Origin of the sequence: Saliterribacillus persicus (genome assembly GCF_003337485.1) — a bacterium.
GTDB classification, from domain to species: Bacteria; Bacillota; Bacilli; order Bacillales; family Amphibacillaceae; genus Saliterribacillus; species Saliterribacillus persicus.
Map to the genome: position 1 here is coordinate 106,440 of NZ_QPJJ01000003.1, position 15,843 is coordinate 122,282.

Annotated in this window: 13 protein-coding genes; 3 read left to right on the forward strand and 10 right to left on the reverse strand. The window is 37.4% G+C overall.

Going from position 1 to position 15,843, the window contains the following annotated elements:
* Nucleotides 1-142 precede the first annotated feature (142 nt).
* The 4 genes from DFR57_RS04205 to DFR57_RS04220 form a co-directional block, all read right to left on the reverse strand.
* Entirely contained in the window at nt 143-964 is an 822-nt protein-coding gene (locus DFR57_RS04205) for a sugar phosphate isomerase/epimerase family protein (protein WP_114351911.1), read from the reverse strand.
* Nucleotides 964-2,142: a dihydrodipicolinate synthase family protein gene (locus DFR57_RS04210; RefSeq protein ID WP_114351912.1), complete on the reverse strand. Its 1,179-nt coding sequence runs from the start codon at nt 2,140-2,142 to the stop codon at nt 964-966. Before DFR57_RS04210 ends, DFR57_RS04205 begins: the two co-directional genes overlap by 1 nt.
* Nucleotides 2,143-2,152: 10 nt before the next feature.
* Nucleotides 2,153-3,304, reverse strand: coding sequence for a Gfo/Idh/MocA family protein (locus tag DFR57_RS04215; protein ID WP_114351913.1), 1,152 nt, complete (start codon nt 3,302-3,304; stop codon nt 2,153-2,155).
* Between the two features lie 113 nt (nt 3,305-3,417).
* Complete coding sequence (locus DFR57_RS04220; protein ID WP_114351914.1) at nt 3,418-4,236, reverse strand: AraC family transcriptional regulator; 819 nt, start codon at nt 4,234-4,236, stop codon at nt 3,418-3,420.
* A gap of 148 nt (nt 4,237-4,384) precedes the next feature.
* Between DFR57_RS04220 and DFR57_RS04225 the strand changes: the two genes are divergently transcribed.
* A complete protein-coding gene (locus DFR57_RS04225; RefSeq protein WP_114351915.1) occupies nt 4,385-5,569 on the forward strand; it encodes a Gfo/Idh/MocA family protein in 1,185 nt (394 codons plus the stop codon).
* 622 nt (nt 5,570-6,191) lie between these two features.
* Here the strand turns inward: DFR57_RS04225 and DFR57_RS04230 are convergent.
* Genes DFR57_RS04230 through glpK form a run of 6 tightly spaced genes read right to left on the reverse strand, consistent with a single transcriptional unit; the run spans nt 6,192 to nt 11,906 of the window.
* Entirely contained in the window at nt 6,192-6,614 is a 423-nt protein-coding gene (locus DFR57_RS04230; RefSeq protein ID WP_114351916.1) for a DUF1801 domain-containing protein, read from the reverse strand.
* Between the two features lie 42 nt (nt 6,615-6,656).
* Nucleotides 6,657-7,043, reverse strand: coding sequence for a dihydroxyacetone kinase phosphoryl donor subunit DhaM (dhaM, locus tag DFR57_RS04235; protein WP_114351917.1), 387 nt, complete (start codon nt 7,041-7,043; stop codon nt 6,657-6,659).
* Nucleotides 7,043-7,666 (reverse strand): dihydroxyacetone kinase subunit DhaL, encoded by a 624-nt coding sequence (gene dhaL / locus DFR57_RS04240; RefSeq protein WP_114351918.1) that lies wholly within the window; start codon nt 7,664-7,666, stop codon nt 7,043-7,045. Before dhaL ends, dhaM begins: the two co-directional genes overlap by 1 nt.
* A gap of 18 nt (nt 7,667-7,684) precedes the next feature.
* Entirely contained in the window at nt 7,685-8,677 is a 993-nt protein-coding gene (dhaK, locus tag DFR57_RS04245) for a dihydroxyacetone kinase subunit DhaK (RefSeq protein WP_114351919.1), read from the reverse strand.
* A 37-nt stretch (nt 8,678-8,714) separates the two neighbouring features.
* The gene (locus DFR57_RS04250; protein WP_114351920.1) at nt 8,715-10,382 is read right to left on the reverse strand and encodes a glycerol-3-phosphate dehydrogenase/oxidase; all 1,668 of its coding nucleotides are present in this window, start codon (nt 10,380-10,382) and stop codon (nt 8,715-8,717) included.
* Nucleotides 10,383-10,415: 33 nt separating this feature from the next.
* Nucleotides 10,416-11,906, reverse strand: a complete 1,491-nt coding sequence (gene glpK, locus DFR57_RS04255; RefSeq protein ID WP_114351921.1) for a glycerol kinase GlpK — start codon at nt 11,904-11,906, stop codon at nt 10,416-10,418.
* Between the two features lie 597 nt (nt 11,907-12,503).
* Between glpK and ppc the strand changes: the two genes are divergently transcribed.
* Nucleotides 12,504-15,260, forward strand: coding sequence for a phosphoenolpyruvate carboxylase (gene ppc / locus DFR57_RS04260; protein WP_114351922.1), 2,757 nt, complete (start codon nt 12,504-12,506; stop codon nt 15,258-15,260).
* Between the two features lie 281 nt (nt 15,261-15,541).
* Complete coding sequence (locus tag DFR57_RS04265) at nt 15,542-15,823, forward strand: spore morphogenesis/germination protein YwcE (RefSeq protein ID WP_114351923.1); 282 nt, start codon at nt 15,542-15,544, stop codon at nt 15,821-15,823.
* The last annotated feature ends 20 nt before the right edge of the window (nt 15,824-15,843 follow it).

Sequence of the window (15,843 nt, forward strand, 5' to 3'; positions counted from 1 at the left end):
TCTTTTTGGTTCTCTCTCATTTATCCGCGAAAAATTTGATATATTCGCGAATTTGCCTATATATTCGTTAAAATTGAAATATATCCGCGATTCACCAAAAATGAGATCCTCAATTAGAGAATCTCACCTTAGTTAATCTATCTTATACATGTTTTTTGAAACTGGATGTTACCTGTTTCAACACGTCATCACCGTTTTGATCCCACAGTGCTTGATTAATAATCTCAACTTCAATAGGACCATGATAACCAGCTTCTTCCACAGCTTTTCTCATGCGATTTATTTCGATCACACCATCACCCATCATCGCACGTCCTTTAAACATATCAGCCATTGGTACTTTCCAGTCTGATACATGGAAGCCTAAAATTCTTCCTTCTGCACGCTTAATTTCATGATAAAGATTCGGATCCCAAAAAACATGATAGACATCAACGATAACACCTACTTCATCTGCAGCGTGATTTTGAGCCATCGTCGTCGCCTGCTCAAGTGTATTGATCACAGAACGATCTGCTACAAACATCGGATGTAGTGGTTCAATTGCAAGCTTTACCCCATGATCCTTTGCAAATGGGACCAGCTGATCAATACCCTCTTCTACCCATTTTCTTGCTGCACAAAGATCGCGATCTGGACTTGGTCCACACACAAGCACTAGTGTGTCGGTTCCAAGCTCACTTGCTTCTTCAATTGCTCGTTTATTGTCATCAATTCTTTCTGCTCTTTCCTTTGCAGTTGGAGCAGGGAACATTCCTCCACGGCAGACACTCGAAACCTTTAGCCCTGAATCTTGAATCAATCGTTTACTCGCCTTTAATCCGATTTCTTCTATCTTATGTCTCCACACAGAAATCCACTCGATATCATGCCTTAGTGAACCTTCTACCGCTTCTTTTAAATTCCATTGCTCTGTAGTTATTTGATTTAGGCTTAGGCGCTTCATTAACTCTTGTTCACTCATTATTTTCCTCCTTGATCGACACCAGATAAGTTAAGCAGGTGCTTCATTCTTTGAATGGCTTGCTCTGGTTTTCTTAATAACCCTGCTTCATCTGCCATCACAAATAGATCAGCGAAATGAATAATTGAGCGTGCACTCTCTTTTCCACCAATCATCCTAAAATGATCTTGATGACCATTTAAATAAGCCATAAATACAACACCTGTTTTATATGAAAAGGTTGGCGTTTGGAAAATATGTCTGGATAACGGAACTGTTTTTTCAAGTAGTGCATCATATCTATCTAAATCACCTGCATCTAAAGCATGCATCGCTGCAGCAGCAGCCGGTGCAATTGCATCAAAAATTCCGAGCAAGGCATGACTGTGACCTTTTTCATCACCTTTTATTAAATGTGGGTAATTAAAATCGTCCCCCGTATACATTTTGACACTCTCTGGTAAAAGACGACGCATATCGATTTCCTTTTGATCATCTAATAAGGAAATTTTAATTCCATCTACTTTCGCTTCATTATCTTTAATAATTTGCAAACAAACTTCCATTGCTTGATCGACATCATCATGACCCCAATATCCTTTTAAGGCTGGGTCAAACATATCCCCAAGCCAGTGTAGAATAACAGGCTTTGAAACATTTTGTAAAATATTATTGTACACGCGCTGGTAATCTTCTGGCCCTTTAGCACAAGCGGCTAGTGCTCTACTTGCCATCAGAATAATTTGTCCTCCTTCTGATTCGACAAATGAAACTTGCTCACCATAGGCCGCTTCTACTTCCTCAATCGTCACTTCTGGAGCTGGGGCTAATTGATCTGTTCCAACACCACAAGCGATATTTCCACCTACGGATTTCGCTTCTTTTAAAGAGCGAGCCATTAATTCTTTAGCTCCCTCGTAGCTAAGTCCCATTCCTCGTTGAGCTGTATCCATTGCTTCTGCAACTGATAGTCCCATTGACCACAAATAATGACGATATTCCATCGTTTTATCCCAATCTATTTGTGAATTGGTTGTTGGATCAGCGTCACTTAATGGATCTGCTACCACATGGGCAGCAGAATAAGCTATTCGTTTTTCAAACGGTTTATTTTCAGGTATATCAAATGCTTGGTAATTTTTCGCTTCATAGGTGTAAAGCTTGCGATCTTTATTTGGTAAAATGATTTTATTCGGCATAAAAACCCTCCTACGCTTTAATATCAGGTACGTCTACCCAACGTCTTTCTTCCCAAGATTGTAATCCCAAGTCAGATAATTGTGTTCCTTTTGCACCTTCAAAAAGATCCCAAGGGAATGCTTCATCTAACACAATGTGCTTTAAAAATAGCTCCCATTGTACTTTAAATCCATTATCATATTCTTGATTAGACGGAACCTCTTCCCATTGTTCTTCAAAATTAAATGGATTTTCAATATCAGGATTCCACGTTGGTTTTGGTGTGTTCACACGATGCTGTACCTTACAGTCACGAAGTCCTGCAACAGCACTACCGTGTGTACCGTCTACTTGAATCGTTAATAAATCATCTCGATTTACCCGAACTGCCCAAGAAGAATTTGCTTGCACGACAACACCATTGTCTAACTCGAACGTTGCATATGCCGCATCATCAGCAGTTGCTTGGTAACGTTCGCCTTCTTCATCAATACGCTCTGGAATATGCGTTTTACCGATACAAGAAACAGATTTGACATTTCCGAATAAATTGTCAATCACATAACGCCAGTGTGCAAACATGTCGACAATGATTCCGCCGCCATCCTCTTTTCGATAATTCCAAGATGGACGTTGTGCAGGCTGCCAGTCACCTTCAAATACCCAGTAACCAAATTCCATACGAACAGACAACATTTCACCGAAGAATCCAGAGTCAATCAAGCGCTTCAATTTAAGTAAGCCCGGCAAGAACAATTTATCTTGTACAACTCCATTTTTAACGCCAGCTTCTTGTGCCAATCTTGCAAGTTCAATAGACCCTTCCACACTTGTTGCTGTTGGTTTTTCACAATAGATATGTTTCCCTTTTGCGATTGCTTGTTTTATGCTTTCTGCACGTCTCACAGTTGTTTGCGAATCAAAATAGATTTCATTATACGAATCATTTAAAGCAGATTCTAGATCTGTGCTCCATCTTTCTACTTCATACTTATCTGCTAACGCTTTCAATTTACTCTCATTACGTCCAATTAAAATCGGATCTGGCATAATCGTATCTCCATTATTTAATTGCACCCCACCCTGATTTCTGATTGCTACAATAGAGCGAACTAAATGCTGGTTTGTACCCATTCTTCCTGTTACACCATTCATGATAATTCCAATTTTGCGTTCTGCCATTTTTTTCTCTCCTTATAAAAAAAGAATTTGTTATGCTGATTTCATCATAACCGATCAGCATAACAAATTCTTATAACTTACCGAATGAAATTCTTAATTTCGGAAATAAGATTCTATTCCTTTATTTGTTTTTGCCCTGTTCTAAATTTATGTGGGGAAATCGAAGTTGCTTGTTTAAAGCTACGATAAAAAGTAGATACCGATTCAAAACCAACTTCAAAACAGATAGAAGCAATATCTTTATCAGATTCGGTTAATAGTTTTTTTGCTAATTCAACTCGAACATGGGTAAGGTATTGCATAGGTGTTAAATGATAATTTTCTTTAAAAATATTGTTCATATGTCTCGTACTCATCTGTAATTTCTGCGCTAAATCCTCCGCTCGCATAAATTCAAAATAATGAGAGTCAATGAATTTCTTTAACCTTTCTGCTCGTAAGCTATTTGCATCCACCGAATCTGTCTGATCTTCTGATCTAGCAAGTTTTAGCAGAAGCTCAGACAGATAAATTCTTATCGCAGCTTCTTTCATCGGTCCTTCATTGGAAGTTTCATAGAGCATGGTTCGTAAAATATGTCTGACAGCACTACTATCAAAAGGGGAAAGCTCCAGTAGCTTCGTATTTTTAAATTGCTTGTCTAGTAAATCCTTTTTATACATCGGATCAATTCTTTCATCATCAAAGGCAAGTACTAGAATCGTTAATCGATTATCGGACAAAATTGCATGCGAGCAATTCGGCGTGATCATCGCTACATGATCAAGAGAAAAAGAATCACTTTTTCCATTTAATATTATTTTGCCGTCCCCTTCTAGTACATATAGCAGTTGATAAAATCCATGATAATGCTCGAGTACTTCGTCACCTGCTTGATGTTTACTTTCATATAATCGAATTCCAATGTGGGTTAAATCCAACTCTTTTTTCATGGAACATCCTCCAAATATCCTTCTTTTTTGTTCATGATTCCGAGCATTTTATAACTCCCCCCTGCAAATATCAGGAAGTTATGGTATATTGCTTATATATTATCATAGCTATAATAGATTCAGAAATAATTAAAGTGAGGCGAAAGTGATGACAAAAGAAGTTTCTGTATTATTAGTAGGGATAGGCGGATATGGAAATATGTATGCAAAGACCCTTTTAGAGAGTACAGATGTAAGCGCATACGTAAAAGGAGTTGTGGAAATTAACCCTAAACATGCTCCAGCCTATCAGACTATCATGGATAAAAATATTCCTATTTACAATTCAATTGAAGACTTTTATGAAGAACAAGAAGCGGATCTAGCAATTATCTCGACACCTATTCACCTACATAAAGACCAAGCTTGTTATGCAATGGAACATGGTAGTCATGTTTTATGCGAAAAGCCAGTGACTGCTAACCCAGAGCATTTAACAGAAATGAAGAAATCAAGAGATAAAACAGGAAAATTTTTAGCAATTGGTTTTAACTGGTCGTTTACAAAATCAGTTCAATCACTAAAACAAGATATCTTAAATGGAGAATTCGGGAAACCTCTGTCAATGAAAAGTCTGGTACTTTGGCCAAGAAATGAAGATTACTATAATCGATCAAGCTGGGCAGGTAAAAAATATAGTGCAAATGGTGACATGATATTCGATAGTGTAGCTAATAATGCAACAGCTCATTTTCTTCACCATTTATTTTATTTAAGTGGAGAAAAAATTGACCAAAGCGCTACCATTCAATCCTTAACAGCTGAATTATATCGCGCCAATCCAATCGAAACATTTGATACCTGCGCTGTGAAAATTAAAACAACAAATAATGTAGATATTACTTATTTAGCCTCACATGCGGTTGAAAAAGAGTACCGACCAAAATATACACTAACGTTCGAAAATGCGATGATTAAGTATCATCCAGATGGTTCCACCTCTGATATCATTGTAGAATTCAAGGATGGAACAGTAAAAAAGTATGAGGATCCTGAGCATAATCATTTAGAAAAATTGACAGTGTGTATAGAAGCTATTAAACATAATCATAAGGATATTCTTTGTGGATTAGAAGCAGCTTCTAGTCATGTAAATGCCATTTATGCGATGCATCAATCAGTAAAAGAGATTCCTGTTTTCCCGAACCACTGGATTGCTTATGACGACGAACGTAAATTAACTACAGTTCAAGGGTTGAGTGAGACATTAAAGCAATGTTATAGACAAGAAAGTCTCCCGAATGAATTGGGTGTTGAGTGGAGTGAAATTGGAGAAACCATTACATTTTCTTGAAGGAGTTACGTGCTAACTAAAAAATCAAGACAACTTTCCATCAATTAAATTTATCTTTAACCTTTTTTAAAAAAATTTATACCTTTAGAAAAATCGGGAAAACCCACCCGGTCCTTTCACTTCTGATCAAGGATCAAGTCACATCAGGAGCATAATGATTATTGACCTATTTGGTATTTTCGAAATAAACAGGATGGCCATTCCTTCGTGTCACTTAAAATAAATGGTAAGAAGGAAAGCTATACTTATTAGCAGATTACTTGTTTTCGTGTATCAATCCAAAATACTAGCTGTTACAAACATTGTAGAACTTGATTCAGCGTAGGCGTCCACTTCCACTCCTGTGGGAACGTTTTACCTGAAGATCCACTTTTTCAAGCGTTCTATGCTTGGAGAAGTTAGCTGAAGGGAAAACCCTACGGAAAGGGAAGTGGACAGCCGAAGCGATTTCCTTGCACACGATAACGCTCATAATATACAACATTACTAGTCCACAATCTCTTTGTTTATTTCACATTTAAAACGTGAATAAGCTACCAAAATGTTGTAATACCAACGATTATATACTTTCCTACCTTAATAAAAGACAGAGCAAAAAATCGCTCTGTCTTTTTTGATCATCTTATTTTTCTGGAAAAGTAGCTTTCAGAAAATCAATCGACTGATGAATTAAAGCTTTTAACACATCTACATCGATATCATCGACTTTATTAATATAGACACAGGCTTTACCTGAAGTATGCTTTCCAAACTTATTCAATAGTTCAGCACGCTCCGTATCACCAGTGGCAAAATAAAGACTGATTTTAGCTTTGCGAGATGAAAAACCTACTAACGCTGCATCGCCCTCATGACCAGTTGGGTATTTATAATGGTAGGATCCAAACCCAATTATACTTGCTCCCCACATTTTTGCCTCGTACCCTGTCGTTTCTGTAAAAATATCTAATAAGCGATAAGCATCTTCTCTTTTTTTAGGGCTTTCTACTTGCTCAATAAATTCGATGACATCTTTATCATTTTCTTTTGTTTTAAGCTGATACATTTTAACATCACCCTAAGTATTTATTAGTAGATCCACCTTACTTTATATTTCCATTTGCTTCACTTTCTGAATAGCTTCTTCTATTTCCTCTCGAGATTTTCCGATACTTGACTCTACTGCTGCAACATAAGACCCTTCCACTAATGGTATACCATTTGCGATCGTTACATTTTCAAGCTGATTGAATTCAACTGCCATTTCTGCATTCATTCTAGCGCTTCCCAAATCGTAAAGTGCAATTACACCTTTTTCTGACATCACGCTCGAAATAGCTTCATGTATCTTTTCCATACTCGTTCCGATTTCCCCGTCTTCAGTTCCTCCAGCTGTAGCAACTGGTACATCTTTGATCACTTGTCTAATGAGCTCCAGTAGACCCTCCGCAAGCTTTGAACTATGTGAAATTATTACGACACCTACGTATTCCATCAGACCGTCGCTTCCTTTTCTAAAACTTCAGCTAGCGCTTCAAATAAATAAAAGGAGGACATGGAGCCAGGATCCTCGTGCCCGATTGATCTCTCATTTAGATAGGAAGCACGACCCTTTGTTGCTTGGATCTGTTTGGTATCCTCGACTACCGCTTGACAAACTTCTATAATTTCTTTCGGTTCACTTAAATCCTCACTGTCTAAATAGGAAGAAACTTGATCCCAGACATCGAGCAATGTTTTTTCACCAATTTCTGATTTCCCTCTTTGCTTCATACCAGTAATCGCGTGATCAATAGCTTCTTTTAATACTTTTTGATCCACTGTTTTACCCTTCATTACCATTGACATATTCATAAATGCAGTACCATATAACGGACCTGAAGCTCCACCTACTTTAGCCATTAATGTCATTGCAACACTTTTTAGTACATCAGCAGGATGATCATACTCAGTTTCAGCTATTTTCTCCACTACAGCTTGATACCCTCTTGCCATATTAATACCATGGTCACCGTCACCAATCGCTTGGTCCAGCATCGTCAATGTTTCTTTATTTTCTTTGTATTTATCTCTTGCTATTTCCATCCAATTTATAGCCATATCAACCGTTAATTCCATTTAATTCATCCACTCCTCTTATTCTTGAAATGTTAAGGTATTTACTTTTTGAGCAAACAATTCTTTCATTTGATTATCAAGCTTTAATAGAGTTACAGAAACCCCAGACATTTCAAGAGATGTCATATATTCTCCAACCCAGGTTTTATAAATCGCTACATTCTTTTCTGTTAAAATCCTTTGCACCTCTTTATTAAGAATATACAGCTCCATTTCCGGAGTTGCTCCTAGCCCATTAATCAAGACTGCTACCTCACTATTTTCATAATTAAAATCCGCTAGTATCTTATTCACTAAAATAGAAGCTACTTCTTTAGAGGACTGTATCTTGGTACGATTGATACCAGGTTCTCCGTGAATACCAATTCCAATTTCCATCTCGTCATCAGCTAATTGAAAGCTAGGCTTACCTGCAGCAGGCACAGTACAAGCAGAAATTGCCATCCCCATAGATCTAACGTTGTTTATCACTTTCTCTGCCGCTTCCTTTACTTCCTGCAGGGTGGCGCCAGTTTCCGCCATAGCTCCAGCAATCCTATGTACCAAAACCGTACCCGCAATACCTCTTCTACCAATCGTAAAAGTACTATCCTCTACGGCTACGTCATCCGCTACAATTACTTTTTCAACCTGAATGCCTTCTGCTTCAGCTAGTTCTTGTGCCATTTCAAAGTTCATCACATCTCCGGTGTAGTTTTTTATAATTAATAATACACCTTTACCATAATCTACCGCTTTAATGGCTTCTAGAATTTGGTCTGGTGTAGGTGAAGTAAACACCTCACCAAACACTGCAGCATCTAGCATGCCTTCTCCAACATAACCTACATGAGCGGGTTCATGTCCGCTTCCGCCGCCACTTACTAAGCCGACCTTATTAAGCTGTACTGTGCTTTTTCGAGTGAGTACCGTCGTTTTTTCTATTCTTTCAAAACGACCAGGGTGTGCTAAAAGAATGCCTTCTATCATTTCTTCTACGACTTGTTCTGGATGATTGATTAATTTTTTCAAACCGTTCACCAGCTCCTCTATTTATAATAAAAAAAATTTAACTATAGCTTGGTATAATAGGCTTAGCACCTTGAATTGCTTCTGTTAACTCTTGCTCATAACGAGCCTTAATTTCATCTGGCCAATTTAATTTTTCCTGCATATACTTAATTACTTCTGGCTTTACACGTTCAATCCATCCAATATTAAAATATAGAGCACTCGTACGTTGGTTAAAGAAGTCTATCGGTTTACATACCGCTTCATACTCCATACTATATTGTAGGATTGCTTCTGTGACAGGACTTAATTTTTCGGAAAAAGGATGGGCGCTGACCTTTTTATAGTTTTCTAAAATAATCGATGCGTTAGAGCCATATCGATTCACAATATTTTCTGCATCTTCTTCCTCCAAACCGTCCTGTACCGCTTTTTTAATCCATTCCTTTTTAAAAGAAACAAAGCCAATAGACCCGCCAACATCTCCACCCGATAAAGGTAAATCTATCGTATTACTTGGTCCATAAAATATGCCTTCCTTTTCTTTCATTTTAGAAGTAATTAATTCCAATACCTCTTCCGCCATCTTACGGTAACCAGTCAATTTTCCTCCAGCCATGGAAATAAGTCCTGAATCAGATTCGAATATCTCATCTTTTCTAGAAATTTCTGATGGGTCTTTTCCATCTTCATGTATTAACGGGCGTAATCCTGCCCAGCTAGACTCAATATCCTCTTCTTTTAAACCCAGGTTTGGAAACATAAATTGGATGGCATCTAATACATAAGCTTGATCCACTTCGTTAACAGGTGGTTGACTGATATCACCTTTAAATACCGTATCAGTAGTCCCTATATACGCCTTACCGTCACGCGGAATAGCAAATACCATTCGTCCATCTGGTGTGTCAAAATAAATAGCTTGTTTCAGCGGAAATTTTGCTTGGTCAAATACCAAGTGCACCCCTTTAGTAAGCTGCAAGGACTTCCCGTGTTTGGAATGGTCTTTTTCTCTTAACGTATCTACCCATGGTCCAGTAGCATTGACCACATACTTGGCATGGAAAATGTGTTTAGAACCATCTAACTGGTCTTCTACTTCCACCCCAGTTATTTTTTCTTCTTCATATATGAATTGTTGCGCTTTTGCATAATTGAGAGCGTGTGCTCCATTTTCTACGGCTTTTTTAAGAACTTCTATAGTTAGACGAGCATCATCCGTTTTATATTCGACATAGTAACCTGCGCCTTTAAGATCTTCGCCTTTTAAAAGCGGCTCCTTTTCTAACGCTTCTTCTTTTGTTAATATTTTCCTTCGTTCTTCTTTTTTTACACCTGCTAAAAAATCATAAACACGCAGACCCACATTAGTCATCAGTGGTCCAAATGTGCCTCCATTATAAAACGGAAGCATCATCCATTCAGGTGTCGTTACATGCGGTCCGTTCTCATATACAATTGCACGTTCTTTTCCAACTTCTGATACCATTTTTACTTCAAATTGTTTTAGATAACGGAGTCCTCCATGAACGAGTTTTGTCGATCTGCTCGAGGTTCCTGCTGCAAAGTCTTGCATCTCTACAAGGCCTACGGTTAAGCCTCTCCTTACAGCATCTAAAGCGATTCCTGCACCAGTAATACCGCCACCAATGACGAGTAAATCTACCTTTTTTTGTTCGATATCTTGATAGAGCTTATTCCGATTTAAACTAGAAAATGTCCCCATAGTTTACTCCTCCTTCTATCATCGAAACTTATTTCATTTAAAAACACGTGTTGCTTCCACTGCTTTCCTCCATCCATTATACAAGTCTTTCCGTTCTTTTTCTTCCATTAAAGGTTCAAAGGTAATTTCTTTTTTCCATTGTTGCTCTATTTCATCACGATCTTTCCAAAACCCTACCGCTAAACCAGCTAAATAAGCTGCCCCTAAAGCAGTGGTTTCATTGATGATTGGCCTTTCCACCGGTACTCCTACTATGTCACTTTGAAACTGCATAAGAAAATCATTATATACAGCTCCTCCATCTACTCGTAAAGCAGAAACTTCCATACCTGAATCAGTGACCATAGCATCTAGCACATCCTTCGTTTGATAAGCAAGTGCTTCTAATGCAGCACGGATAAAATGCTCTTTCGTTGTTCCTCTTGTCAATCCAAATACCGCTCCACGAGCATCACTATCCCAGTAAGGTGTTCCTAACCCAACAAATGCTGGCACGAAATAGACACCATCAGTAGAAGTAATCCGCTCTGCGTACTTCTTTGTATCCGCTGCCTTTTTGATCATCCGCATCCCATCACGTAACCACTGTATTGCAGAACCAGCTACAAAAATACTTCCCTCTAGTGCGTACTCTACTTTTCCGTCAAATCCACAAGCAAGAGTGGTTAAAAGTCCATGATCCGACTTAACAGGCTCTTCACCCGTGTGCATCAGCATAAAACAACCTGTTCCATACGTGTTTTTTACCATCCCTTTTTTATAACAGGCTTGCCCAAATAATGCAGCCTGTTGGTCGCCTGCCATACCGGCAATTGGTACGTTTTCCCCAAAAAAATGATAGCTAACCGTTTCACCATAAACCTCTGAAGACGGTCTCACCTCAGGAAGCATACTTTTTGGAATGGTCAAAACATCCAATAATTCCTGATCCCATTTTAAATCATAAATGTTATATAATAATGTCCTTGAAGCGTTAGAGTAATCTGTCACGTGAGCTTTTCCACCAGTTAATTTATATACAAGCCAAGAATCGATCGTTCCAAATGAAAGATCCCCTGCCTCTGCCCTTTCTCTAGCGCCTTCCACATTATCTAATATCCATTTTATTTTTGTTCCTGAAAAATAAGCATCTATTAATAACCCAGTTTTCGATCTAAATAAATTGGTATAGCCCTCTTCTCTTAGTTGTTGACATATCTCATCCGTTTGCCTCGATTGCCACACGATTGCTCTGTAAATAGGTTTTCCAGTGTGCTTATCCCATATAACAGTAGTTTCCCTTTGATTGGTAATGCCTATTCCTTTTACTTGAGACGCATGCACATCGGCTTTTCTAAACACGTCTGCAATACATGCTAAGACAGAAGTCCATATTTCATTTGCGTCCTGCTCCACCCAGCCTGACCTAGGAAAAAATTGTTCGAATTCCTTTTGCCCTGTAGCAATACGTTCCCCCGCGTGATTAAATAATATAGCACGTGAGCTCGTAGTTCCCTGATCAATTGCCAATATATACTTCTCCATTTTATTCCCTCCAATAAATTCTTTAAGTAAATTTCTATAAGAATTAACTAATCGTTAAAATAATGATAACTTTTTGCGATTAATTCAATAATAGCAAACCTGTGCCCTACCACAAAATATTTTTAATATTTGCTAAATTTTTAGTATTCGCTTACACTATTTTTGTATCAAGACTTCAGCTCTCACTACCCTGTAACTTTTTTCGACAAAATAAGCGTGATTAAAACAATCGCAGAATTAGATCAATTATACTTTTTGATTGGATAATATTGTAAATGAATAAGTGAATTACTTATTTTTTTATAAAAAACATGTTATCATTAATTTTGGGTTGAAATTTTCAAGTCCTATTTGAAGTACTCATCACGCAAATAGGAAAGCTTTTTGCCTAGTCCTCTATTATTTACTTCATCCGCATTATGGAAGAATAAATAGATGTGTATATTGGAGTAAAATACCTATTCCAAAATAAACATCTAAACTATTCTTATCAACGAAGGATTCACGCCTACCTTCTAAAAACGATCAGGAAAGCAAGCAATTAAACAAAATATAATGAAACTCAAGCACAAACAACATGGAAAGGAAGTGTGAAACATGGAAGAAAATCTACAAGAAAAAAATAGTGTATCTATATTAAGAGATGCAGATTACTTAAGTAAGATACTGGACGATGTCCTTCTAAACGAAGGTGGAGAAGTTTTACTTGAAAAAGTAAATAAAATTAGAACACTGTCCATCAACCTCAGAGAAACAAAGGATAAGGAAGTTTATAAAGAAATTAAAGATGAGATAAGTAAGCTTAATCCTTCCATTCGACCTAATGTAATCCGTGCATTTTCTGTACAGTTACATTTGTTAAACATTGCGGAGCAAAATTATAGAACTAGAAGACGTAGAGAGTATCAGGCTCAGGATGCTAATATTATTCAACCTGGTTCATTAGAAGCAGCGGTCAAGGAACTTACAGATAATGATATTACCCCTGATCAAATTTCAGGGCTTTTAGAAAAATTATCGCTGGAGCTTATTATTACCGCTCACCCAACAGAAGCAACAAGAAGAACGATTTTACAAATTCATCAGCGCATCGCTGATTTATTAACTAATTGGGATTACGCCTATACACGCTATGAGAAAAAAATAATCAAAGAACGTATTGCAAATGAAATTACAATTCTTTGGCAAACGCAGGAAATCAGAGAGAAAAAACCTTCTGTTATGAAGGAAGTTTCAAACGGTCTTTTCTACTTTGATAAAGTATTATTTGATGTGCTACCACGAATTCATGAAGATTTAGAAGATCTCTTATATGAAAAATATAATCAACGATGGGATATTCCTTCCTTCCTTCGCTTCGGTTCATGGATCGGTGGAGATAGAGATGGTAACCCAAATGTTAAAGCGACTACAACCTTTGAAACATTAAAACGTCATCGTGAGCTTGCTTTAGAAAAGTATAATGAAGCGTTAGAAACCTTACATGGTCGTTTGAGCCATTCTGCTAAAAAAATAGAAGTAAGCGAAGAGCTTGTAGAATCTATCAAAAAAGACAAGCAAGATTTAAAATACGATGGTTGGCATAAACAGGATGAAGTATATCGAGACAAGCTTTCTTTAATGCTTAAAAAGCTAGCCTATACACGCGAAGATCATAAGCTTGGTTATCAAAAGGCTGAAGAACTGTTAGAGGATCTTTATCTCATTCGAGATAGTATGGTGAAGCATCATCCAAATCACAACCCTATTAAGCTTTTGCGTAAAGTGATTCGTCAAGTAGATCTATTTGGATTCCATTTAGCGTCCTTAGATGTAAGAAACCATAGTGGTGAGCATGAATCTGCCTTAACTGAAATACTTCGTAAGGTTAACATTTCAGAGGATTATAAGGCATTAGATGAGGATGAAAAAGTAAAAGTTTTAACTAAAGTACTTGAGAATCCAAGACCACTTATTTCTATATATGATGAATTTAATGCAGATACCTCAGAAGTAATCGATACTTTCCGTATGATTAAACGTGCACAGGATACTTTTGGTCTACGTGCAATTGAGGTCTATCTTATTAGTATGACTACTTCTGTTAGTGATTTACTTGAAGTATTAGTACTTGCTAAGGAAGCTGGACTATATCGTGTCTATCCAAACGGTAAGGTAGTTAGTCGCATACATGTGGCACCTCTACTTGAAACAATTGATGACCTTAAACATGGTCCAGAAATGATGAAGAAGATATTAGATATACCTTTATACCGTAAGCATTTAAGTGCGCGCGGCGACTTACAAGAAATTATGCTTGGTTACTCCGATAGTAGTAAAGATGGTGGTAACATCACAGCGAACTGGGAGCTTTATAAAGCACAACAAGAGATTCATGATATTGCTTCAAATCATGGATTAAAATTAAAATACTTCCATGGACGTGGCGGATCATTAGGTCGTGGTGGCGGACCACTTTACTCCAGCCTATTATCACAACCAGCAGTTACATTAGGTGATGGTGTAAAGATTACAGAACAAGGTGAAGTACTTTCATCTCGTTACTTGCTACATGACATTGCATATAGAAGTCTGGAGCAAGCAACCTCCACATTGTTGACCTCTATTATGGGGCTTAATAATGAGGATGGACAATCCATGCAACCAACCGAACAAGAAGAGCATACAATGGCTGAAATTTCCGAGTATGCGTTAGATAAATATCAGCAGCTCATCTTCAAGGATCCAGGTTTTATCACGTATTTCAATGAAGCAACACCACTTCATGAACTAGGTGCATTAAACATTGGTTCAAGACCTATGAAGCGTAAAGGCAGTAGCCGTTTTGAAGACCTTCGTGCCATTCCATGGGTATTTGCTTGGACACAAAGTAGACAATTGCTACCTGCTTGGTACGCTGCCGGAACAGGATTTAAAAAATATCTAGATAAAACAAATAACATCGATGAGCTAAGACAAATGTACAATCATTGGCCATTCTTTAAAGCTACGATAAACAATTTACAAATGGCACTAACAAAAGCAGACTTAGAAACTGCGAAGGAATATGCCAATATGGTAAAAGATACAGAAATAAGAGATCGTATTTTTGGTGCTATTTCTGAAGAATATCAAGTAACAAAGGATGTTGTCTTACAAATCACGGAGCAAGACGAGCTTCTTGATCACCAACCAAATATCAAAGAATCTGTTCGTCTTCGTAACCCACTAGTGGATCCATTGAATCAATTACAGGTTCAACTCGTTTCACAAGTTCGAAGCGGTGAAGAAGATGATGAGCAAGCAAATGAATTATTAATGGAAGCATTGCTTACTATTAATGGTGTTGCTGCTGGTCTTCGTAACACTGGTTGATTCTTTCCTAACCCCCAACGTATTGACTTGCGTTGGGGGTTTTTCTATGAAAAGGAAAATGGAATGAATTCCACCTCTCGCAAAATTTCCTATTAGTATTGCTGCCCTCAATGTTTTTTTCTTTCATTCACATTAAAAATAAAATTTTTATAAATGTGACAACTTTTCGAATTAATTGTTACAAATTTATGAACAAAAATGATATACTATATTTGTAACCACTTACAACTTAAATTTTAAATGCCTAAATGCATAAAAACTACAACGAGGAGGAACAAATAATGGATATATTATTAATTTTCTTGTTTATATTTAGTGCCACGCCACTATTATTATGGGCTGATAATTGGAAAAAAACCGCTATCGGTCAGATACCCTTTATCCTAGCTGCATGGTTTGTGTTCATCAAGTATGTGACAACTGGAATTTCAGGAGCTGAATCGTTCCTATGGGTCTTTTTCTACGCCAACCTAATATATGGACATATTGCATTTACAATCATGCTACTTGAAATGCGCAAATCAATGAAATCCAAACAATCTTTTATTAATAGAGAAGCTTGAATCTCACAAGGATAGCCTAT

Excerpts from the sequence above, each read along its gene's own strand:
- DFR57_RS04205 (WP_114351911.1), bottom strand. The coding sequence starts at position 964 with ATGAGTGAACAAGAGTTAATGAAGCGCCTAAGCCTAAATCAAATAACT.
- DFR57_RS04210 (WP_114351912.1), bottom strand. The coding sequence starts at position 2,142 with ATGCCGAATAAAATCATTTTACCAAATAAAGATCGCAAGCTTTACACC.
- DFR57_RS04215 (WP_114351913.1), bottom strand. The coding sequence starts at position 3,304 with ATGGCAGAACGCAAAATTGGAATTATCATGAATGGTGTAACAGGAAGA.
- DFR57_RS04220 (WP_114351914.1), bottom strand. The coding sequence starts at position 4,236 with ATGAAAAAAGAGTTGGATTTAACCCACATTGGAATTCGATTATATGAA.
- DFR57_RS04225 (WP_114351915.1), top strand. The coding sequence starts at position 4,385 with ATGACAAAAGAAGTTTCTGTATTATTAGTAGGGATAGGCGGATATGGA.
- DFR57_RS04230 (WP_114351916.1), bottom strand. The coding sequence starts at position 6,614 with ATGTATCAGCTTAAAACAAAAGAAAATGATAAAGATGTCATCGAATTT.
- dhaM (WP_114351917.1), bottom strand. The coding sequence starts at position 7,043 with ATGGAATACGTAGGTGTCGTAATAATTTCACATAGTTCAAAGCTTGCG.
- dhaL (WP_114351918.1), bottom strand. The coding sequence starts at position 7,666 with ATGGAATTAACGGTTGATATGGCTATAAATTGGATGGAAATAGCAAGA.
- DFR57_RS04250 (WP_114351920.1), bottom strand. The coding sequence starts at position 10,382 with ATGGGGACATTTTCTAGTTTAAATCGGAATAAGCTCTATCAAGATATC.
- glpK (WP_114351921.1), bottom strand. The coding sequence starts at position 11,906 with ATGGAGAAGTATATATTGGCAATTGATCAGGGAACTACGAGCTCACGT.
- ppc (WP_114351922.1), top strand. The coding sequence starts at position 12,504 with ATGGAAGAAAATCTACAAGAAAAAAATAGTGTATCTATATTAAGAGAT.
- DFR57_RS04265 (WP_114351923.1), top strand. The coding sequence starts at position 15,542 with ATGGATATATTATTAATTTTCTTGTTTATATTTAGTGCCACGCCACTA.